Source organism: Rathayibacter sp. PhB179 (assembly GCF_004345345.1).
Lineage (GTDB): Bacteria > Actinomycetota > Actinomycetes > Actinomycetales > Microbacteriaceae > Rathayibacter > Rathayibacter festucae.
In genome coordinates, this window is sequence record NZ_SLVD01000007.1 from 245,441 (window position 1) to 266,945 (window position 21,505).

The following is a 21,505-nucleotide window of genomic DNA, read 5'->3' on the forward strand; positions in this document are numbered from 1 at the left end:
ATGACCTCCTCCGCGCGCCGCATCGTCGATCTCAGTCACACCGTCGCGGACGGGCTGGTGACCTACCCGGGCCTGCCGTCGCCGCGGATCCGGCCGCACCTCACGCGGGAGGCCTCGCGTGCCTCCTACGCCCCGGGCACGGAGTTCGCGCTGGACGTCATCGAGATGATCGGCAACACCGGCACCTACCTCGACAGCCCGTTCCACCGCTACGAGGGCGGCACCGACCTGGCCGGGCTCGACCTCGAGACACTGGTCGACCTCCCGGCCGTCGTCGTCGACGTGCGCGCGGCCGGACGGCGCGGGATCGACCGCGACGCGCTCGACGGACTCGACGTCTCCGGAGCCGCGGTGCTGCTGTCGACCGGCTGGGACGCGCACTTCGCCACGCCCGGGTACGCGAGCGGCGCGCCGTTCCTCACCGCGGCCGGGGCGGAGGCGCTGATCGCCGGCGGCGCGGTACTCGTCGGCATCGACTCCGTCAACATCGACGACGTCGAGGGCGGGGGCGAGCGGCCCGCCCACAGCCTCCTCCTCGCCGCGGGAGTGCACGTCGTGGAGCACCTCCGCGGGCTCGAGCAGCTCCCCGCCACCGGCGCCCGCTTCACCGCGGTCCCGCCCAAGGTGAGCGGCTTCGGCACCTTCCCGGTGCGGGCCTACGCGGTCCTCGGCGGCCGCTGAGACCACCGGCCGTCCAGGGGTGCCTGGTTATCCTGGACCGATGCACTCCGCCCTCGCCGCGCTCGGCCGACGTCTCCGGCCCCGCACGCGCCTCGCCGCGCTGGGGGCCCGGCTCCGCCCCCGCACCCGCCTGCTCCGCCTGGCGCGCCGGGCCCGATCCGCGCCGCAGAGCCTCCGCGAGCGCCGCGCCGCGGTCGTGGCCGCCCGCCCGATCGACCACCCGCGCTCGCTCGCGTTCCGGCGCGAGCTGCTCGGCCTCGACCTCGCCAACCGCGTCTCGCGCCGCCCGGTCGTCGACCCGGCCGGCGAGGTCGTCGTCACGATGACGACCCACGGCGAGCGGATCCGGCGCGTGCACGTCGCGATCGAGTCGATCGCCCGCGGGTCCGCCCGCCCGGCCCGGCTCGTGCTCTGGCTGGACGACCCGGCGCTGTTCACCGCGCTGCCCGCGAACCTCGAGCGCCTGCGCCGCCGCGGCCTCGAGATCCGGCTGGTCGACGGCTACCGCGTGCACACCAAGTACTACCCGCACCTGCTCTCCGGGCGGGCGGGGGAGCGCGACCTGGTCACCTCCGACGACGACATCGTCTACCCGCGCAGCTGGCTCCGGGGTCTGCTCGACGCCCGCTCGCGCTACCCGCGCGAGACGGTGCTCTGCTACCGCGCACACCGGGTGCTCGTCGCCGACGGCGTCGTCGCTCCGTACACGAGCTGGCCGCCCGTCGCGGACACGCGGGCCGGTTTCGACGTCTTCGGCACCTCGGTGTCCGGGCAGCTGTTCCCGAGCGAGCTGATGGTCGCGATCGCCGAGCACGGCGACGCCTTCCGGGAGGTCGCGCCCGACGCCGACGACATCTGGCTGCACGTGCGCGCGGTCGACGCGGGCTACCGCGTCGCGCAGATCGAGCCGGCGGCCGAGCTCTTCCCGTTCGTCCCGCGGACGCAGCAGACCGGCCTCTACCTCGTCAACTACTGGGACGGCGGCAACGACCGCCAGGCCGGCGCGAGCTACACGCCCGAGGTCACCGCCCGCATCGCCGCGGACGCCGACCGGCAGGGAGCGAGCGCATGAGACTCCTCTTCCTCAGCAACCTCTACCCGCCGCAGGTGCTCGGCGGCTACGAGATGACCTGCGCCCGCGTCGCCGAGGCGATGGCGGCCCGCGGCCACGACGTGCGGGTGCTGACCACGCCGACCTACCTGCCGCCGGAGCCGTCGAGCGTCGAGGTGCACCGCACGCTGAGCCTGCGCACCTACTTCCCGCTGCCGCAGACCGGCGGCGAGATCGCCCGGCTGATGCACCACGAGAGCGCGGTGTCGCGGTTCGAGAACACCCGCATCCTGCTCGAGGAGCTGCGCGACTTCGCTCCGACCCACGTGGTGGCCTTCAACCTGCTGGGGATCGGCGGGCTAGCGATCGTCGACCTGCTGCGCCGGGTCGAGGCGGGCTGGCTGTGGAACCTCGGCGACCGCACGCCGAACGCGCTCGTCGACGGCCTGCCGGAGAAGGTGCTCGCGGTCTACGGCGCGGACCGGGCCGACCACTTCGACCGCGGCGAGATCGTGGCCGTGAGCCGCTCACTCGTCGAGACGATCGAGGCGGGCGGGCTGCAGCTCGGCGACGTCGAGGTGATCGGCCGCGGCGTCGTCGTGCCCGAGGACGACGGCCCGCGGACGTACCGCGAGGGCGGTGTCACGCGCTTCACCTTCGCGGCGTCGCTGGGCGAGCACAAGGGCGTCGACCTCGTGCTCGAGGCGTCGGCCGCGCTCGCCGAGCGGACCCGCGACTTCCGGGTCGACCTCTACGGCGACGGCGACGTGGACGGCTACCGCGCCGCCGCCGCCGCGGCCGGGCTCGAGGGTGTCGTGACGTTCCACGGCCCGCGCCCCCGCGACGAGGTGCTCGCCGCGCACGGGCGCGCCGACGCCTTCCTCTTCCCGACCTGGGCGGGCGAGCCGTTCGGCGTCGCGCCGGTGGAGGCGGCCGCGGCCGGCTGCGTGCCGATCGTGACCGCCGCGAGCGGAGTCGCCGAGTTCCTCGTCGACGGGGTCGACTGCGTCAAGATCCGCCGCTCGGCGCCGGCGCTGCTCGAGGCGATGAGCGACGTGGTGAGCGGCGCGACCGACCTCGAGGCTCTCGGCCGGCGGGGGCGCGCGGCGGCCCGCGGACCGCTCTCGTTCGGGCGCTCGATCGAGCTGCTCGAGCGGTCGCTGGAGCGCCGCTCGCGACCGGGCCTCGCCGAGCGCGCCGCCGACACGGCCCTCGAGGCCGAGATCATGGACAAGGACCACCGCGCGATGGACGTGCTCCACCGCCGCTTCTCCGGACGGGACGACGAATGACCGACGACCACGACTTCAGGGCCGACCCCGCCTCCGCACCGACCCGCTTCGGCCGGGGCGGCGTCGCGCTGCGCGAGGCGGTGCACCGGATGGTCGCGCCGTACTTCGAGCAGGCGCGGCTGCGCACCGAGGAGGTGCGCGAGGAGGTCGCGGCGGTCCGCGGCGAGCTGGCCGGGCTCCGGGACGAGCTCGCGGCGGTGCGCGCCGAGACGGCGGCGCTGCGCGAGGAGACGGCCGGGCTGCGCGCGGCCCTCGACGAGGACCGCGCCGCGCTGGCGGAGCTGCGCCGCGAGACCGAGGAGTCGCTGGCCGTCACGCCGCCCCTGCTCACCGCCGGCGAGTCGCGGACGGCCGACCTCGAGGAGCGCGTCCGCGGCGCCGAGCTCGAGCTGCGCGCGGTGACCCGCCGCCTGGCGGAGGCGCTGGACGCCGCCGACTGAGCCCGCGAGCCTCAGGGAGCGGTGATCTGTTCGGCACTTTCTGCTGGAATGCGGGGGCCGAAGCAGCAGGAAGTGGCGAACGGATCAGGCGTCGGGGTGCGTGCGGGAACCGGGGCCTGATACGGGTCCGCTCGTGGACGGCTGTCAGGCCGGGACGGCCGTGCGGGCCAGGAGCTCCGCGATCCGGCCGGTGCAGCCGCCGCAGCCGGTGCCGGCCCGGGTGGCCGAGCCGATGCAGGCGACGGTGTCGTGGCCCGCGGCGGCCGCCTCGGAGATCGCGCCCGCCGAGACGCCGTTGCACCAGCAGACGGTGGCGTCGGGAGCGAACGGGTCGCCGGTCGGGGCCGCTCCCGCGTCGGGGGCGTCGAGGCGCAGCAGGCTCGAGCGGTCGGCCGGCAGCTCGGAGCCGCGCTCGAACAGCAGCGTCAGCTCGGCGCCGACCCGCGGCAGGCCGACCGAGACGAAGCCGCGCAGCACTCCGCCGACGGTGACGAGCTTGGCGTAGCCGCCCCGGGCGGGATCCGCCCAGACGGTGACCTCGGGGTGCGGGGCGCCGTCGCAGGCGTCCCAGGGCTCGGCCGTCGGATCGCCGCCCGCCACCAGGTCGACGCCCTCGGCCTTCAGCATCACCACGGCGGGGCGCGCGGCCGGCACGCGCTCGTCGGCGAGGCGGCCCACCGCCTCCGCCGCGATGCGGGCCGCGAGGCGGTCGGCCTGCTGCCAGCCGGGCCCGATCAGCCCGCTGGGGCCGCCGGGCACGCGGCCGTCCGGCAGCGCCGAGCCCCGGGCCGCGACGTGGGCGCAGTCGCCGATCGCGAAGACGCGCGGATCCGTCCAGCTGCGCTGGTGCTCGTCGACGAGGATCCCGGTCGAGACCGCGAGGTCGGCGCTCGCCGCGAGCTCGGTGCGCGCCCCGACGCCGCAGGACAGCACGAGCAGGTCGCCCTCGATCTGCTTGCCGTCCGCGCAGACCAGCGCCTGGAAGTGCGCGCGGCCGAGGTCGTCGTGGGCGAGCAGGATGCTCTCGGAGCGGGCGTGCGACACCATGTCGACGCCGGCGGCGCGGGCGGCCGCAGCGAGCATCCGCCCGCCGCCGGGATCGAGGTTCCGCCCCATCGGGATGTCGCCGTGATACACCACGACGACATCGGCGCCCTGCTCGGCGGCGGCGAGCGCGAACTCGACCCCGAGCACCCCGGCGCCGAGCACCACGATGCGCGAGCGGGCGCGCACCGCGTCGAGCACGACGTGCGCGTCGTCGAGGACGCGCAGCGCGACGACGCGCTCGGGCAGCGGGCTCGCGCCCTGATCGAGCGTCGCGGGCAGCGCCGAGCGCACCCGCCGGTCGCGCCGCGAGCGCTCCATCCCGGCGAGGGTCGGCACGTTCGCCCGGGCCCCGGTCGCGAAGACCAGGCGGTCGTAGGGGAGCCGCTCGTCGTCGTGCAGGCGGACGACCCCGCGCGCGCGGTCGAGGCCGACGGCGGCGGCACCGAGCCGGAAGACCACGCCGGCCGCCTCGGCTGTGGCGCGGTCGCCGAGGTTGAGCCGCTCGCGGCTCGCCCGGCCGACGGCGTACTCGGCGAGCAGCACGCGGTTGTAGGCGTCGGCGGACTCCGCGCCGACCACGGTCAGCGCGACCGATCCGGCGCGGACGGCCGGCAGCAGCTCCTCGACGAAGCGCGCGCCCACCGGCCCGTAGCCGAGCAGGACGACCCGCTCGGGCGCGACTGCTCCGCTTGCCGCCGTCATCGGCTCAGACATCGAGCACCCCTTCCGCGCGGATCCAGACCCGCGTCCGCTTGAACTCCGGCATCGAGGAGATCGGATCGACGACCGCCTCGGTCAGCAGGTTGGCGCACTGCTCGCCCGCGTAGTGGAACGGCAGGAAGACCGTGTCGTGCCGGATGTCGGCCGTGACGCTCGCGCGCGCCCGCACCACTCCGCGCGCGTTGCCGACCGAGACCGGCCCGCCGTCGCGCACGCCGAGCCGGGAGGCGGTGGCCGGGTGGATCTCCAGCCGCGCTTCGGGCCGCGCCCCGTCGAGCTCGGCGACCCGCCGGGTCTGCGTGCCCGACTGGTACTGCTGGAGGTAGCGGCCGGTGATCAGCGTCAGCTCGTCGCCGACGTCGACCGGCGCCGGGGGAGCGGTGCTGACGGCGACCATCCTGGCCCGGCCGTCGGCGTGGCCGAAGCGCTCGCCGAAGAGCCGCGGTGTGCCGGTGCTGCCGACGGGGTACGGCCAGTACGCGGCGATCCCGGTGTCGAGCAGCGCGTGCGAGAGCCCGGAGTAGTCCGCGACGCCGCCGGCCGAGGCGCGGGCCAGCTCGTCGAACACCTCCGCCGGCTCGGTCGACCAGGTCGAGGGCGCATCGAGGCGGCGGGCGAGCTCGCTCAGGATCCACAGCTCGCTGCGGACGCCGGCCGGCGGATCGAGCGCGCGGCGGCGGCGCAGGACGCGGCCCTCGAGCGAGGTCATCGTCCCCTCCTCCTCCGCCCACTGCGGCACCGGCAGCACGATGTCGGCCAGCGCCGCGCTCTCGGAGAGGAAGAAGTCGCAGACGACGAGCGTGTCCAGCGCCGAGAGCCCGGCCCGCACGGCGTCGACGTCGGGCGCCGAGACGACCACGTTCGAGCCGTGCACGAGCAGGCAGCGCACCGAGCGGCCGAGCTCGGCGAGGAGTGCGACGGCCGGCAGCCCCGGCCCGGGGATCGTCGACGGATCCACGCCCCAGACGCCGGCGACGTGCCGCCGCGCCTCCGGATCGCGGATCGAGCGGTAGCCCGGGAGCTGGTCGGCCTTCTGCCCGTGCTCGCGGCCGCCCTGGCCGTTGCCCTGGCCCGTGAGGGTGCCGTAGCCGGACCCCGGCCGCCCGACAAGCCCGAGCACGAGGGCGAGGTTGATCGCGGCGGTCGCGGTGTCGGTGCCGTCCACGTGCTGCTCGACCCCGCGGCCGGTCAGCACGAAGGCGCGACCGGTGGCGAGGCGGCGGGCGGTGCGGCGGAGCAGCTCGGCCGGCACACCGGTGACGGAGGCGGTGCGCTCCGGCCACCAGGACGCGACGCTGCGGCGCACCGCGTCGAACCCGGTCGTGCGCGCGGCGAGGTAGTCGCGGTCGGCCAGCTCCTCGGCGAGCACGAGGTGGGTGAGGCCGAGCAGCAGCGCGAGGTCGGTGCCGGGCGCCGGCTGCAGGTGCAGTCCGGCGCCGTCCTCGGTGAGCCGGGCGGTGGCGGAGCGGCGCGGATCGACGACGATCAGCCCGCCGCGCGAGCGCGCCCCGGCCAGGTGCGCCAGGAAGGGCGGCATGGTCGCCGCGACGTTCGAGCCGAGCAGGAGGATCGTGTCGGCCTCGTCGAAGTCGGTCACCGGGAACGGCAGCCCGCGGTCGACGCCGAAGGCCCGGTTGCCGGCGGCGGCGGCCGAGGACATGCAGAACCGGCCGTTGTAGTCGATCCGCGAGGTGCCGAGCGCGATCCGGGCGAACTTCCCCAGCTGGTAGGCCTTCTCGTTGGTCAGCCCGCCGCCGCCGAAGACCGCGACCGCGTCCGCTCCGTGCCGCTCCTGAGCCTTCGTGACGGCCGCCGCGACCGCGTCGAGCGCCTCGTCCCAGGAGACCTCGACGAAGGTGCCGTCCGATCCGCGGAGCATAGGCGCCCGCAGCCGCTGCCCGCTCGCGAGCAGCTCCGCGGCCGTCCAGCCCTTCGCGCAGAGCCCGCCCCGGTTGGTCGGGAACTCCCGCCCCGCGATGCTCACCGGCGTCGGGTCGTCGACCCGGGTCAGCGTCATCGCGCACTGCAGGGCGCAGTACGGGCAGTGCGAGTCGGTCGGGGCGGGAGCGGCGGTCATCGTCAGATCCGGGTCCCGGTCTTCGCGGCCAGGCGGAGGTAAACGCCCGCCGTGATCGCGAGCATCACCGCGTAGGCCGCGACGAACCAGCCGAGCGCCGTCGTGTAGTCGCCGAAGGTCGTCTTCGAGTAGCCGAGCAGCTGCGGGATGACGAAGCCGCCGTACGCGCCGATCGCCGAGATCAGGCCGAGGGCCGCGGCCGCGGTGCGCTGCGCGCCGACCCCGTCGTCACCCTTCTGCCGGGCGCGCAGGGCGAAGACGGTCGGGATCATCCGGTAGGTCGCGCCGTTGCCGATGCCTGCCGAGGCGAACAGCACGAGGAAGCCGACGAGGAAGAGCCAGAAGCTGCCGAGCGGCAGCGTCGCGATGACGAAGAGGATGCCGGCGCCCATGGCGACGAACGCGGCGATCGTCACGGGTGCGCCGCCGAAGCGGTCGGCGAGACGGCCACCGTACGGCCGGGAGAGCGAGCCGACGAGGGCGCCGAGGAAGGCGAGGGTCAGCGTCGCGGAGCCGACGGAGAACTGGGAGAACTCGGGGAAGGTGTCGGCGATCAGCTTCGGGAAGACGCCCGCGAAGCCGATGAACGAGCCGAAGGTGCCGATGTAGAGCACCGCGAGCAGCCAGAGGTGCGGCTCGCGCAGCGCGGCGAGGGAGGCGGCGACGTCGGCCTTCGCGGTCGAGAGGTTGTCCATCCGCTTCCAGGCCCCGATCATCGCGACCACGATCAGCGGCACCCAGATGAGCCCGGCGAGCGGCAGGTTCACCGTGGCCGCGGCGCCGATCGTGACGGCGATCGGCACGATCAGCTGCGCCACCGAGGCGCCGAGGTTGCCGCCCGCGGCGTTCAGGCCGAGCGCGTAGCCCTTCTGCGCGTGCGGGTAGAAGAAGGTGATGTTGGCCATCGAGCTGGCGAAGTTGCCGCCGCCGAAGCCGGCCAGCGCCGCGACGAGGAGCATCACGCCGAAGGGCGTGTCCGGGTTCCCCACCGCGAGCGCGAGTCCGATGCTCGGGATGAGCAGGAGGCCGGCCGACACGATCGTCCAGTTGCGCCCGCCGAAGCGGGGGACCATGAAGGTGTACGGGATCCGCAGCGTCGCGCCGACGAGGCTCGGCATCGAGATCAGCCAGAAGATCTCGCCGGTGCTGAAGTCGAAGCCCGCCGCGGGCAGCTGGACGACCACGACCGACCAGAGCTGCCAGACGACGAAGCCGAGGAACTCGGCGAAGATCGACCAGCGCAGGTTGCGGCCGGCGACCCGGCGCCCCTCCGCCTGCCACTGCGCGGGGTCCTCGGGGTTCCAGCCGTCGATCCAGCGGCCGGGGCGGCGGGTGAGGCCCGACGGGGCGGTCGTCGCGGGGCCGGTGGTGGCGGGGGCGGTGGTGGGCGGTGCAGCAGTCATCGGATCCTCCGGGGAGTGGGCGCGGGCGCGCCGAAGAGAGTGCGGGGCGAGAGAGCGGGGAGAGAGAGCGGGGGAGTGCGGGGAGAGAAGGTCGAGCGGCCGGGCGCTTACGCGCTGCGGCCGAAGAGCTCGGAGACGATGTCGACCAGCTCGCGCGCGGGCGGGTCGACGGCGGTGAGCAGCGGGGCGGTGGCGAGGTCGGCCCCCGCCGAGGCGGCGAGCGAGGCGAAGTAGCCGGGGGCGAGGAGGTAGGTGGAGACGAGCACGCGGGCGCCGGGGTGGGCGGCGCGCTCGGCGGTCACCGCCTCCAAGACGCGCGGCTCGGCGGCCGAGATGAAGGACACGGCGACGTCGCGGCCGAGCTCGGCGGCCAGGAGGCGGCCGGTGGCCCAGCAGTCGGCGACCGCGCCGGCGTCGCTCGAGCCGGCCGCGGCCAGCACGACGCGGTCGCCGTCCGCGAGACCGGCCTCGCGGAGGCGGCGGGCGAGGACGCGGGCGAGCCGCGGGTCCGGGCCGAGGGCTCCGCTCACGCGGACGGGGCGCTCCGCCTCCGCCGCGGCCTCGGCGAGGTCGACGTGCACGTGGTAGCCGGCCGAGAGCAGCAGCGGCACGACGACGGCCGGGCGGTCGGGCTCGAGCGTGCCGAGGGAGGCCGGCACGTCGGGCTGCTGCACGTCGACGAAGGAGTCGAGCACATCCGCTGCGGGGTTCGCCTCGCGGACCGCCTGGACCAGCGCGGCGACCGCGGTGCGGCCGTCGTCGTCGGAGGTGCCGTGCGAGGCGCAGACCAGCGCGGTCCGCTGGGCGACCTCGATCACTCCGCCCGTCTCCCGCACGCTCCAGGTGGCGAGGTGCAGCCGCGGCGAGGTGTAGCAGACGCCCGTCTCGAGGTCGAAGACGTCCTTGTGCAGGGGCGAGGCGATCGTCGCGCGCTGCGCGCCGTCGACCGCGCGGGAGCCGACGATGCCCCGGGAGAGCACGGCCGCACCGGTCGCCGGGTCGAGGTTCGAGACGGCGAAGACGCGGCCGTCGGGCAGGAGGAACAGCGCGAGCTGCACGCCGCCGACGAGCGCGGCCTCGCCCCAGAGCGGCTCCAGCTCGAGCCGGTTGCAGACGGGGACCCAGGTGCCGGCCGGAGCGGTGCCGGCCGTTGCGGGGCCGGCGGTGACGTGCTGATCGAGGAGGGTCATCGTCCCGCCTTCCGAGAGGAGTGCTGCCCGCGGCCGGTCGGCGGCGGTGAGCCCCACGGTAGAGAGCGCAGGTTTCGCGGGAGCACCCCTCCGGAGTCACGGGCGTAACGAAGCCCTCACGATGCCGGTCCGCTGTCGTGAGAGGTCGGTCACACGACGTTACGCAGGGGCAACGGGGGCGAAACCGCGCCTGCCTACGGTGGAGCCCATGACATCCCGAGGAGCGATCCCCACCGGCCCCCGACGCGTGCTCGTCGTCGGCGCCGGCCCCGCCGCCCACCGCCTGGTCGACGCGCTCGTCGCCCGCGCCGGCGCCACCGCCCTCGCGATCACCGTCTTCGGCGAGGAGGCGCACCACCCCTACGACCGCGTCGCCCTCTCGAAGCGCCTCGAGGGAATGACCGATCTCACCCTCGGCGACGGCGCGCTCTGGGAGTCGGCGACGCTCGTCACCTCCTCCCGCGTCGTGGCGCTCGACCCGGAGCACTGCCGCGTGCAGCTCGCCGACGGCCGCTGGTTCGAGGGCGACGAGATCGTGCTGGCCACCGGCTCCTCCGCCACCGTGCCGCCGATCGAGGGCGCCGAGCACGGCCGCGTCTACCGCACCCTCGAGGACGTCGACGGACTCGTCACCGACCTCGCCGCCTTCCGCGCCCGCCGCGGCCGCCCGGCGAGCGTGGTCGTGGTCGGCGGCGGACTGCTCGGCCTCGAGGCCGCGGGCGGCGCGCACCGGCTCGGCGCGCGCACCGCGCTGATCCACTCCGGCCGCTGGCTGATGAGCGCCCAGCTCGACGAGGGCGCGGGGCAGGCGCTCGGCCGCATCATCGCGGCGCAGGGCGTCACCCTGCACCTCGGCAACCGCCCCACCGCCGTCCTCACCTCGCCGCAGGGGACGGTGCTCGGCGTCACGATGACGGACGGCACCAGCATCGGCGCCGACATGGTCGTCTTCTCGATCGGCATCACGGCGCGCGACGAGCTCGCCCGCGCGGTCGGCATCGAGGTCGCGCCCCGCGGCGGCGTCGTCGTCGACGAGGCCTGCCGCACCAGCCGCCCGCACGTCTGGGCGATCGGCGAGGTCGCCGCGATCGACGGCCGCACCGTCGGCCTCGTCGCCCCGGCCAACGCGATGGCCGAGGTCGTCGCCGACCGCCTGCTGGGCGGCGACGCCACCTTCCCCGGCGTCGACGACGCCACCAAGCTCAAGCTCTCCGGGGTCGAGGTCGCCAGCTTCGGCGACGCGCTCGGCGCGGGGGAGGGAGCGCTCGAGGTCGTCTACGCCGACCCCGCCCGCGGGCTCTACCAGAAGATCGTCGTCTCGGACGACGCGCGCACCCTGCTGGGCGGCATGTTCGTCGGCGACGCGGGGCCCTACTCCTCGCTCCGCCCGCTGCTCGGCCGCGAGCTGCCCGCGGAGCCCAGCGCCTACCTCGCGGCGGCCGGCGGAGAGGCGCCCTCGGGCGACCTGCCCGACGACGCCCAGCTCTGCTCCTGCAACAACGTCTCGGTCGGCGACGTCCGCCACGCGATCGGCGAGGGCTGCACCGAGCTCGGCCCGCTGAAGGCCTGCACCCGCGCCGGCACCCAGTGCGGCTCCTGCGTGCCGCTGGTGAAGAAGCTGCTCGACACCGAGCTGACCCGCGCCGGCGTCGAGGTGTCGCGCGCGCTCTGCGAGCACGTCTCGCTCAGCCGCAGCGAGCTGTTCGAGTCCGTCCGGATCCTCGGCCTGTCCTCGGCCGAGCAGGTGATGGAGCGCTTCGGCTCGGGCCTGGGCTGCGACGTCTGCAAGCCGGTGATCGCCTCCGTGCTCGCGACCCAGACCAACGGCTACATCCTCGACGCCGGCCAGGCGCCGCTCCAGGACACCAACGACCGCGCGCTCGCCAACATGCAGAAGGACGGCACCTACTCCGTCGTCCCGCGGGTGCCGGGCGGCGAGATCACGCCGGCGAAGCTCAAGGTGATCGCCGAGGTCGCCGAGCAGTACGGCCTCTACACGAAGATCACCGGCGGCCAGCGGATCGACATGTTCGGCGCGCGCCTCGAGCAGCTCCCCGAGATCTGGCGCATCCTCGTCGACGCCGGGATGGAGTCGGGCCAGGCCTACGGCAAGTCGCTGCGCACCGTGAAGTCCTGCGTCGGCTCGACCTGGTGCCGCTACGGCGTGCAGGACGCGGTCGGCATGGCGATCTTCCTGGAGGAGCGCTACCGCGGCCTGCGCTCGCCGCACAAGTTCAAGCTCGGGGTCAGCGGCTGCGCCCGGGAGTGCGCCGAGGCGCGCGGGAAGGACATCGGCGTGATCGCGACCGACACCGGCTGGAACCTGTACGTCGGCGGCAACGGCGGCTATCAGCCCGCCCACGCCCAGCTGCTCGCGCAGGACCTCGACGACGAGACGCTCGTGCGCTACATCGACCGCTACGTCATGTACTACGTCCGCACCGCCGAGCGGCTGCAGCGGACGGCGCGCTGGCAGGAGGACCTGCCCGGCGGCCTCGACCACGTCAAGGAAGTGGTCTGCGGGGACTCGCTCGGGATCGCGGCCGAACTGGAGGCGGCGATGGCCACCCACGTCGACACCTACGTGGACGAGTGGGCGGCGACGCTCGCGGACCCGGACCGGCTGCGCCGCTTCCGCTCGTTCGTCAACGCGCCCGACACCGCGGATCCGCGGGTGAGCACCGTCCGCGAGCGCGGGCAGAGCCGGCCGGCGGGGCGCGACGAGCGCTCGGACGGGCCGGTGCTCGTGGCCGGGACGTCGATCCCGATCGGGCCGGGCGCGGTCTCCCTGGTCGGGCCGTCGGCCTCGGTGCCGGCGCCCGCGACGCTCGCGCCGTTCGCTCCCTCTGCTCCCGGATCGGAGGCGTGATGCAGCTCTCCGTCGATCTCACCGGCCGCCGCGTCCTCGTCGTCGGCAGCGTCGCCGGCACCCGCCGCGTCCTCGCCCGCTACCGCGCGGCCGGCGCGCGGGTCGAGCGCTGGGACGCGGACGACGCGCTGTGCCTGCGCCTCGCCTCCGCGTCGCTCCTGCCCACGGCACGCCCCGCCCTGCTCGCCTGGGTCGAGGGGGCCGCGTCCCTTCGCTCGGCCGCGGCCGCCGAGGCCGCCCGTCACGGGGTCTGGGTCGTCGACGAGGCGCCCGCCGCGCAGCGCCCCGTCGGGCACGTGAGCATCGTCGGCGGCGGACCCGGCGACCCCGAGCTGATGACGCTCGCCGCGCACCGGGCCCTCCGCGAGGCCGACGTCGTGCTCTTCGACCGCCTCGGCCCGCACGACGGCCTCGCCGACTGGGCGCCCGGCGCCGAGCTGATCGACGTCGGCAAGACCCCCGGTCACCACGCCGTGCCGCAGCACGAGATCGAGCGGCTGATGGTCTCCCGCGCCCTCGACGGGCTCGACGTCGTCCGGCTGAAGGGCGGCGACCCGTTCGTCTTCGGCCGCGGGTCGGAGGAGGTGCGCGCCTGCCGCGTCGCCGGCGTCCCGTTCACGATCGTCCCCGGCGTCACCAGCGCGATCTCGGTGCCCGCCGCGGCCGGCATCCCCGTCACCCACCGCGAGGTGAGCCGCGCGTTCACCGTGGTCTCGGGCCACGCGCCGTTCAGCGAGGAGGAGCTCGGCCACCTGGCCGGGCTCGGCGGGACGCTGGTCGTGCTGATGGGCGTGAACACGCTCCCGCACCTCGTCGCGGGGCTGCAGCGCGCCGGGATGCCCGCCGGCATGCCGCTGGCGATCGTCGAGCGCGGCTGGTCGCACGCCCAGCGCACCACGATCTCCTCGGTCGGCGGGGTGCTCGGCCTGCTCGCCGAGCTGGCGCCCCGCTCGCCCGCGGTCATCGTGATCGGCGAGGTCGTGCGCCAGGCGGCGTGCGATGATGCTCAGGATCCCGAGAGCATCGCCCGCGCGGTCGATGCGCTCACCCTGTGACCGCCCGAGGGGGCCGCTGATGACCGGCACCGACGCGAGCGGCGAGCCGACCGGCGCTGTCGCGAGCGCTGCTGCCGCGACCGGTGCCGTCGTGACCGCGACCGCCGCGTCCGGCGCCGACGGACCCGACGCCGACGCCGCATCGCCCGGCTTCCGGCCCGACCAACTCGTCGGCTTCCGCATCGGCGTCACCTCCGACCGCCGCTCCGAGGACCTGATCGCCGCCTTCGAGCGCCGCGGCGCCGACGTCACCCACGCCCCCACCATCCGGATGCGCGGCGTCGACACCGAGGGCGTCCTCGAGGCGGAGACCCGCGCGATCGTCGCCGCGCGCCCTGACGTCCTGCTCGCGACCACCTCCTACGGCATGCGCCGCTGGCTCGAGGCGGCCGACGCCGCCGGCCTCGGCGACGACCTGACCGACGCGCTCTCCGACGCCCGGATCCTCGTCCGCGGCCCGAAGGCGCGCGGGGCCGTCCGCGCCGCCGGCCTCGACGACCACGGCATGAGCGAGCGCGAGACCACCACCTCCCTCGTCGACCTCGCCCTGCGCGAGGGCGCCGCCGGCCGCACCGTCGCCGTCCAGCTGCACGGCTTCACCGACCCGGCGCAGCTGCAGCGCCTCACCGACGCCGGCGCGACCGTCCTCACCGCCGCCCCCTACCGCTGGAGCGCCCACGAGGACTCGGCCCGCGTCCTCCGGCTCATCGAGGCGATCTGCTGCGGCGGCCTCGACGCCGTCACCTTCACCAGCGCACCAGCCGTCGAGGCGCTGTTCACCGTCGCGGAGGCGGCCGGCCGGCTCGACGAGCTCCAGGCCGCCTTCCGCGAGACCGTCGTCGCGGCCGCCGTCGGCCCGGTCACCGCCGCCCCGCTCGTCGAGGCGCAGATCCTGCCGATCGTCCCCGACCGGTTCCGGATGGGCGCGCTCATCCGCCTCACCTGCGAGCACCTCGAGCAGTCCGCCCCCCGCATCGACACCGACTTCGGCCCCCTCGAGCTGCGCGGCCGGCACGCCGTGCTCGCGGGCACCCGCGTCGCCCTCACTCCCGTCGCCCTCGCCCTCTTCCGCACCCTGGTCGCCGCCGAGGGCGCCACCGTCGCCCGCTCCGTCCTCGCCGCCGCCGCCCCCGAGCCCCTCGACGACCACGCCGTCGACGTCGCCATCAGCCGCCTCCGCCAGGCCCTGCCCGAGCCGCGCCTCGTCGCCACCGTGATCAAGCGCGGCTTCCGCCTGTCCCTTCCCACGTAGGCTCGCGCCTCTCCACACGGCGATCCGCGGCGTTGTCGTCGGTTGCGATACCGCCGGTATCGCGCCCTCCTCCGCCTTGCGGCTCACCGCGCGGAGACCCGCGGGCGGTTCGGCTTCCGCACGGCCGCCTGCGGCGTTGTCGTCGGTTGCGATACCGCCGGTATCGCGCCCTCCTCCGCCTTGCGGCTCACCGCGCGGAGACCCGCGGGCGGTTCGCCGGAGCGCGGCCCCTGCGGCTCGAGCCTGGGCCGCGTCCGCGGCCATCCGGCGCGCGACGGGGTCTGAGCGTCCGCCCACGCCCTGTTCGGGTCCATTCGCGCGGGCCGGGGCCGTCGAGTGGACGCGTGCGGGGGTGTGCGCACGAGGCGGACCCCATGTCGCGTCTCTTCGAGGAGGCGGCTGCGGATCGATCCGCGAGTGGACGCATGCCGGGGCGTGCGCGAGTGGCGGCCCCCTGTTCGCGTCCTCTCGTGCGGCGCGTGGCAGGCGAGTGGACGCAGAACGGGCTGTGCGCGCACGCCGGAGGCCGGTCGGCGTCTGTTCGTGGAACTGCTCGCGAGGCGATCTGCGAGTGGCCCTGGCGGTCGAGTGCAGTCAGCGCGACGGGCGCCAGCCGCCGGCCAGCAGGGCGCGGCGGACGCGGTCCGTGCAGCCGGAGCGGTCCGCGTCGAAGGAGGCGGAGGCGATGCGCACGACGGTCCACCCCACGGCGGCGAGGCGCTCGTAGCGGATCAGATCGCGGTCCCACTGCGCGCGGTCGGTGCGATGGTGGTCGCCCTCGTACTCGACGACCACCCGCCATCGGCGGAACAGCAGATCGACCCGCCCGATCCTCCCGTCGGCGTCGACGAGCTCCGCCTGCAGCTCGGGCTCGGGGAGACCGGCGGCCGCGAGCGCGAGGCGCAGGAGGGTCTCGCGGCGCGACTCCGCACCCTCGCGGACGAGCTCCAGCGCATGTCGGACCGCGCGGGCTCCGCGTCCCTCGTGACCCTCGACCCGCCTCCGCAACTCGCGCAGCGGAACCCACGGCCGCCCCGGCTGAGGCCGGACGGGGGCCAGCACCAGCGCGTCCCCGACGGCGACGAGGTCCTCCAGCGACAGCACCGAGGCGAGCTGGAGGAAGAGACTCGCTCCGTCCGCGAGGAGGAGCCCGCCGCGGCGGACGGCGCGCAGCCGGGGGTCGCCGAGGGAGTGGCCGACGAGACCGCGTCCGCGCGGCGCATGGGCCGGCGGCCGCACCGCGACGTGCAGCGGCTCGCCGGGCGGTTCCCGCGGCAGATCGAGCGGCCACAGCCGGGCGGCGGTGATGCCGCAGAAGACCGATCCGTCCATGACGGTCGCGTAGGCGCGAGCGCGCTGCACCACGGTCACGGCCTGGCCTCGGGGAACGCGGACTCCCCGGAACGGCGCCTCGAGATCACTCGCGCGCAGCCGCTCGATCCCGACCCCCGCTGCCAGCGCTTCCTGCACCGAGAACGCCCGCCCCGCGAGCGCGGGAGGGAGGGGTGCGGGCCGCGGCATCGCGCCATCCTGCCCGAGGGCTGGAGATACCCGCTCTCGTTCTCCACAGGAGGCGAGCGAATGGCGGCGGAAGGGGTCCTGGGTCACGCGCGGACCCCATCGAGCGTCCATTCGCGGTCTGTTCGGGGCCGGGCGCACCGCTGCCAGACTGGAGCGCATGAGCAGCGGAGCCCTGAGAGTGATCATCGCGCCCGACTCCTTCAAGGGGTCGGCGACCGCCGTCGAGGTGGCGGAGGCGCTCGCCGAGGGCTGGCGCAGCGTGCGGCCGGGCGACGAGCTGGTGCTCGCGCCGATGGCCGACGGCGGCGAGGGCACGGTCGACGCGTTCGCCGTCGCGGTGCCGGAGGCGGAGCGCCACGCGCTCACCGTGGTCGGGCCCGACGACCGCCCGGTCGAGACGGCGTGGCTGCTGCTGCCGGACGGAACCGCGGTCGTCGAGCTCGCCTCCGCGAGCGGCATCACGCTGCTCGATCCGCTGCGCCCGCTCACCGCGCACACCCGCGGCTTCGGCCGGGCGATCGCCGCCGCGCTCGACGCCGGCGCGCAGGCGCTGCTGCTCGCGATCGGCGGCAGCTCGTCCACCGACGGCGGCGTCGGGGCGCTGCGCGAGCTCGGCGCGCGCTTCCTCACCGTGTCCGGGCACGACCTCGGCGACGGCGGCGGAGCGCTGCACGAGCTCGCGGTCGTCGACCGGCACGCGCTGCGCCCCGTCCCCGTCGGCGGCGCCCGGATCCTCAGCGACGTCACCAACCCGCTGCTCGGCGACTCCGGGGCCGCGCACGTCTTCGGACCGCAGAAGGGCGCGACCCTCGACGACGTCCTCCGCCTCGACGACGGCCTGCGCCACCTCGCGGCGCACCTCGACGCGGATCCGGAGGAAGCCGGCACCGGCGCGGCCGGCGGCACCGGCTTCGGCCTGCTGGCCTGGGGCGCGCGCCTGGCCCCCGGCTCGGCCGCGGTCGGCGAGGCGCTCGGGCTCCCGGCCCTCGTCGCGGGCGCTGACGTCGTGCTCACGGGCGAGGGGCGCTTCGACGCGCAGTCGATGGCGGGCAAGGTCCCCTCCTACCTGCTCGGGCTGGCGGAGGCGGCGGGCGCCCGCACGATGCTGGTCGCCGGGGCGATCCAGGCGCCGACCACCGCGTTCGCCGCGGCGGGCTCCCTCACCGAGGCGGCGGGGTCGGCGGCGGCGGCCATCGCCGATCCGCTGCCGCACCTGCGCGCCGTCGCGGCGGAGCTGGCGCGCCGCGCGTCCTGACGGCGCGTGGCGGCGGTGTCGGCCCTGCCGGTGCGGCCGCCGGAGGGCTCGGGGCGGTGCGTGACGGCTGCGTGGAGACCCGCCGCGGCCACTCCGACGGCGTCCGTCCGCACCCGCGGGTGTCGGTGGTCGGCCGTAGCGTCGAGCCATGGATCTCGCAGCACCCCGACCCCTAGATGTAGTGGTCGGCGTGCGTCCCGGCACCCGCATGTCGGGCATGCCGACACGCCGGGGAGCGTTGTACCCAGGGAACGGATCGCGACTGTCCACAGCGGTGGATAACTCCGGAAGATCCGCGTCCTTCCGCGGGTCCGCGGGCCCCGGCCTGTGGATGGATCGGGGGAGGACCGGTGGATAACTACACGGATGTAACTACTACTCCTAGTGGGCTGCCGCCGGGCCGCCCACTATATGTAGTATTGCTGAGCAGGTCGGGCCGAGAGGCCCACCGGCACCGCCGCCCGGTCTCCGAGCGCCCCGCACCACTCCACATCAGAACTCCCCACGACCGCCTCCCCGCCCGCCCGGACCCCCGGCGCGGCACCGGATCCGGCCCTCGGGACACCTCCTTCCGAAAGGACGACACCCATGGCTGTGACGGTCTACACCAAGCCCTCCTGCGTGCAGTGCACCGCGACCTACCGGGCCCTCGACAGCAAGGGCATCGACTACGAGATCTTCGACCTCTCCGTCGACGAGAAGGCGCTCGACGCCGTCAAGGCCCTCGGCTACCTCCAGGCGCCGGTCGTCATCACGGACGACGATCACTGGTCCGGCTTCCGCCCCGACAAGATCTCCGCTCTCTGAGCCGTCCGGCCGGCCATCTGCGGCGTTGTCGTCGGGCGCCGTAGCGCCGCTACGGCTTCCTCCTCCGCCTTGCAGCTGACCGACCGGACGCCTCAGAGCGGGTTCTGGTCAGGGCATGGCGACAAGGGCAGAGCACACAGCTTCGCCGGTCCGGGTGCGCAGGTTCTGCCCCGGGCCGGCGGAGGATCCGCGTGAGCGGGTCCGCAAGCGCCCGCGAGGGCGGACGACGGAAGGACGGGGGAGGCGCGCGATGAGCGGACTCGTGTACTTCTCGAGCAGCTCGGGCAACACCCACCGCTTCATGCAGAAGCTCGGGCGGCCCGCGCAGCAGATCCCCCTGCACTCCCGGCGGGACGGGGCCGCGGTCGACACGCTCCACGTCGACGAGCCGTACGTGCTCGTGCTCCCCACCTACGGCGGGGGCAACGGCGGGGGAGCGGTCCCCAAGCAGGTCATCCGCTTCCTGAACGTCCCGCGCAACCGCGCCCTGCTCCGCGGCGTCATCGGCGCCGGCAACACCAACTTCGGCGAGGCCTACTGCCTCGCCGGCGACATCATCGCCCGCAAGTGCGAGGTGCCGCATCTCTACCGTTTCGAAGTATTCGGCACACCCGACGACGTCCGCGCCGTCGACGAAGGATTGGACTCGTTTTGGACGCAGCAGTGATCGACGCCCCCCGGGACGCCGCGCAGATGGACTACCACTCGCTCAACGCGATGCTGAACCTGTACGGCCCGAACGGGGAGATCCAGTTCGACAAGGACCGCGAGGCGGCGCGCGAGTACTTCCTGCAGCACGTCAACCAGAACACCGTCTTCTTCCACTCCCTCAAGGAGCGCCTCGACTACCTGGTCGAGAAGGAGTACTACGAGAAGGCCGTCCTCGACCAGTACTCGTTCGACTTCATCCAGGAGCTGAACGACCTCGCCTACTCGAAGAAGTTCCGCTTCGCGACCTTCCTCGGCGCCTTCAAGTACTACACGTCGTACACGCTGAAGACCTTCGACGGGAAGCGCTACCTCGAGCGCTTCGAGGACCGCGTCGTCATGTCGGCCCTCGGCCTCGCCCAGGGCGACGAGAAGCTCGCGATCGCCCTCGTCGAGGAGATCGTCGCCGGCCGCTTCCAGCCCGCGACCCCCACCTTCCTCAACACGGGCAAGGCGCAGCGCGGCGAGCTGGTCTCCTGCTTCCTCCTCCGCATCGAGGACAACATGGAGTCGATCGCCCGTGGCATCAACTCCGCGCTGCAGCTCTCCAAGCGCGGCGGCGGCGTCGCCCTCTCGCTCTCCAACATCCGCGAGGCCGGCGCGCCGATCAAGCAGATCGAGAACCAGTCCTCGGGCATCATCCCCGTGATGAAGCTCCTCGAGGACAGCTTCAGCTACGCGAACCAGCTCGGCGCCCGCCAGGGTGCGGGAGCGGTGTACCTCTCGGCGCACCACCCGGACATCCTGCGCTTCCTCGACACCAAGCGCGAGAACGCCGACGAGAAGATCCGCATCAAGACGCTCTCCCTCGGCGTCGTCGTGCCCGACATCACGTTCGAGCTCGCGAAGAACAACGAGGACATGTACCTCTTCTCGCCGTACGACGTCGAGCGCGTCTACGGCCTGCCCTTCGGCGACATCTCGATCTCCGAGAAGTACCGCGAGATGGTCGACGACCCGCGCATCAAGAAGACCAAGATCTCGGCGCGCGAGTTCTTCCAGACCATCGCGGAGATCCAGTTCGAGTCGGGCTACCCCTACATCGTGTTCGAGGACACGGTGAATAAGGCGAACCCGATCAAGGGCCGCATCAACATGTCCAACCTGTGCTCCGAGATCCTCCAGGTCAACACCCCCACGACCTACAACGAGGACCTCTCCTACAACAGCATCGGCAAGGACATCTCCTGCAACCTCGGCTCGCTGAACATCGCGCTGACGATGGACTCGCCCGACTTCGGCCGCACCATCGAGACCGCGATCCGCGGCCTCACCTCGGTGTCCGACCAGTCGCACATCACCTCGGTGCGCTCCATCGAGGACGGCAACGACAAGTCGCACGCCATCGGCCTCGGCCAGATGAACCTGCACGGCTACCTCGCCCGCGAGCGGATCCACTACGGATCCGAGGAGGGCATCGACTTCACCAACATCTACTTCTACTCGGTGCTCTTCCACGCCCTGCGCGCGTCGAACAGCATCTCCATCGAGCGCGGCACGACCTTCGAGGGCTTCGCCGACTCGAAGTACGCCTCGGGCGAGTTCTTCGACACCTACACCGAGAAGGAGTGGGCGCCCGCCACCGAGCGCGTCTCCCGCCTCTTCTCCGAGGCCGGCATCGCCGTGCCCACCCAGGACGACTGGCGCGCGCTCAAGGCCTCGGTCATGGAGCACGGCATCTACAACCAGAACCTGCAGGCCGTCCCGCCGACCGGCTCGATCTCGTACATCAACAACTCGACGTCCTCGATCCACCCGATCGCGTCGAAGATCGAGATCCGCAAGGAGGGCAAGCTCGGCCGCGTCTACTACCCGGCGCCGTTCATGACGAACGACAACCTGGAGTACTACCAGGACGCGTACGAGATCGGCTACGAGAAGATCATCGACACCTACGCCGCGGCGACGCAGCACGTCGACCAGGGCCTCTCCCTGACGCTGTTCTTCAAGGACACCGCGACCACCCGCGACATCAACCGTGCGCAGATCTACGCCTGGCGCAAGGGCATCAAGACGATCTACTACATCCGTCTCCGCCAGCTCGCGCTGGAGGGCACGGAGGTCGACGGCTGCGTCAGCTGCATGCTGTAACGTCCTCCGTCGATCCCCCGACAGTCTCGAACGACCTATCCGCACG

Annotated in this window: 16 protein-coding genes; 11 read left to right on the top strand and 5 right to left on the bottom strand. The window is 74.1% G+C overall.

Annotation, left to right across the window (positions count from 1 at the left end; genetic code table 11):
- Genes EDF43_RS15580 through EDF43_RS15595 form a run of 4 tightly spaced genes read left to right on the top strand, consistent with a single transcriptional unit; the run spans position 1 to position 3,464 of the window.
- Positions 1 to 681, top strand: coding sequence for a cyclase family protein (locus tag EDF43_RS15580; protein WP_132437602.1), 681 nt, complete (start codon positions 1 to 3; stop codon positions 679 to 681).
- A gap of 40 nt (positions 682 to 721) precedes the next feature.
- Positions 722 to 1,753, top strand: a complete 1,032-nt coding sequence (locus EDF43_RS15585; RefSeq protein WP_132437603.1) for a glycosyltransferase — start codon at positions 722 to 724, stop codon at positions 1,751 to 1,753.
- Entirely contained in the window at positions 1,750 to 3,024 is a 1,275-nt protein-coding gene (locus EDF43_RS15590) for a glycosyltransferase family 4 protein (RefSeq protein ID WP_132437604.1), read from the top strand. The genes EDF43_RS15585 and EDF43_RS15590 overlap by 4 nt, the downstream gene beginning before the upstream one ends.
- Entirely contained in the window at positions 3,021 to 3,464 is a 444-nt protein-coding gene (locus tag EDF43_RS15595; RefSeq protein ID WP_123737349.1) for a hypothetical protein, read from the top strand. The genes EDF43_RS15590 and EDF43_RS15595 overlap by 4 nt, the downstream gene beginning before the upstream one ends.
- A gap of 144 nt (positions 3,465 to 3,608) precedes the next feature.
- On the opposite strand, the gene EDF43_RS15600 is transcribed toward EDF43_RS15595, so the two are convergent.
- The 4 genes from EDF43_RS15600 to nirD all read right to left on the bottom strand — a co-directional run bounded on the left by EDF43_RS15600 (position 3,609) and on the right by nirD (position 9,901).
- A complete protein-coding gene (locus EDF43_RS15600) occupies positions 3,609 to 5,225 on the bottom strand; it encodes an FAD-dependent oxidoreductase (protein WP_243646338.1) in 1,617 nt (538 codons plus the stop codon).
- Complete coding sequence (locus EDF43_RS15605; RefSeq protein WP_132437605.1) at positions 5,218 to 7,308, bottom strand: molybdopterin oxidoreductase family protein; 2,091 nt, start codon at positions 7,306 to 7,308, stop codon at positions 5,218 to 5,220. Before EDF43_RS15605 ends, EDF43_RS15600 begins: the two co-directional genes overlap by 8 nt.
- A 2-nt stretch (positions 7,309 to 7,310) precedes the next feature.
- Complete coding sequence (locus tag EDF43_RS15610) at positions 7,311 to 8,711, bottom strand: MFS transporter (protein WP_132437606.1); 1,401 nt, start codon at positions 8,709 to 8,711, stop codon at positions 7,311 to 7,313.
- Between the two features lie 107 nt (positions 8,712 to 8,818).
- Positions 8,819 to 9,901, bottom strand: coding sequence for a nitrite reductase small subunit NirD (gene nirD / locus EDF43_RS15615; protein ID WP_132437607.1), 1,083 nt, complete (start codon positions 9,899 to 9,901; stop codon positions 8,819 to 8,821).
- 208 nt (positions 9,902 to 10,109) lie between these two features.
- Here nirD and nirB point away from each other — a divergent pair, with 208 nt between their 5' ends.
- Genes nirB through EDF43_RS15630 form a run of 3 tightly spaced genes read left to right on the top strand, consistent with a single transcriptional unit; the run spans position 10,110 to position 15,077 of the window.
- The gene (gene nirB / locus EDF43_RS15620; RefSeq protein WP_132437608.1) at positions 10,110 to 12,770 is read left to right on the top strand and encodes a nitrite reductase large subunit NirB; all 2,661 of its coding nucleotides are present in this window, start codon (positions 10,110 to 10,112) and stop codon (positions 12,768 to 12,770) included.
- On the top strand, positions 12,770 to 13,825 hold the full coding sequence (gene cobA / locus EDF43_RS15625; protein ID WP_132437609.1) for a uroporphyrinogen-III C-methyltransferase: 1,056 nt from the start codon (positions 12,770 to 12,772) through the stop codon (positions 13,823 to 13,825). The genes nirB and cobA overlap by 1 nt, the downstream gene beginning before the upstream one ends.
- 19 nt (positions 13,826 to 13,844) lie before the next feature.
- On the top strand, positions 13,845 to 15,077 hold the full coding sequence (locus EDF43_RS15630) for a uroporphyrinogen-III synthase (protein WP_132437610.1): 1,233 nt from the start codon (positions 13,845 to 13,847) through the stop codon (positions 15,075 to 15,077).
- A gap of 594 nt (positions 15,078 to 15,671) precedes the next feature.
- Here the strand turns inward: EDF43_RS15630 and EDF43_RS15635 are convergent.
- The gene (locus EDF43_RS15635) at positions 15,672 to 16,598 is read right to left on the bottom strand and encodes a DUF559 domain-containing protein (RefSeq protein WP_207901791.1); all 927 of its coding nucleotides are present in this window, start codon (positions 16,596 to 16,598) and stop codon (positions 15,672 to 15,674) included.
- 157 nt (positions 16,599 to 16,755) lie between these two features.
- Here EDF43_RS15635 and EDF43_RS15640 point away from each other — a divergent pair, with 157 nt between their 5' ends.
- The 4 genes from EDF43_RS15640 (at position 16,756) to nrdE (ending at position 21,459) form a co-directional block, all read left to right on the top strand.
- A complete protein-coding gene (locus EDF43_RS15640) occupies positions 16,756 to 17,853 on the top strand; it encodes a glycerate kinase (RefSeq protein ID WP_132437611.1) in 1,098 nt (365 codons plus the stop codon).
- A gap of 588 nt (positions 17,854 to 18,441) precedes the next feature.
- Complete coding sequence (gene nrdH / locus EDF43_RS15645) at positions 18,442 to 18,660, top strand: glutaredoxin-like protein NrdH (protein WP_123447771.1); 219 nt, start codon at positions 18,442 to 18,444, stop codon at positions 18,658 to 18,660.
- Positions 18,661 to 18,910: 250 nt separating this feature from the next.
- Positions 18,911 to 19,327, top strand: a complete 417-nt coding sequence (nrdI, locus tag EDF43_RS15650) for a class Ib ribonucleoside-diphosphate reductase assembly flavoprotein NrdI (protein WP_123447770.1) — start codon at positions 18,911 to 18,913, stop codon at positions 19,325 to 19,327.
- A 26-nt stretch (positions 19,328 to 19,353) separates the two neighbouring features.
- A complete protein-coding gene (gene nrdE, locus EDF43_RS15655) occupies positions 19,354 to 21,459 on the top strand; it encodes a class 1b ribonucleoside-diphosphate reductase subunit alpha (protein WP_123447869.1) in 2,106 nt (701 codons plus the stop codon).
- Positions 21,460 to 21,505 lie beyond the last annotated feature (46 nt).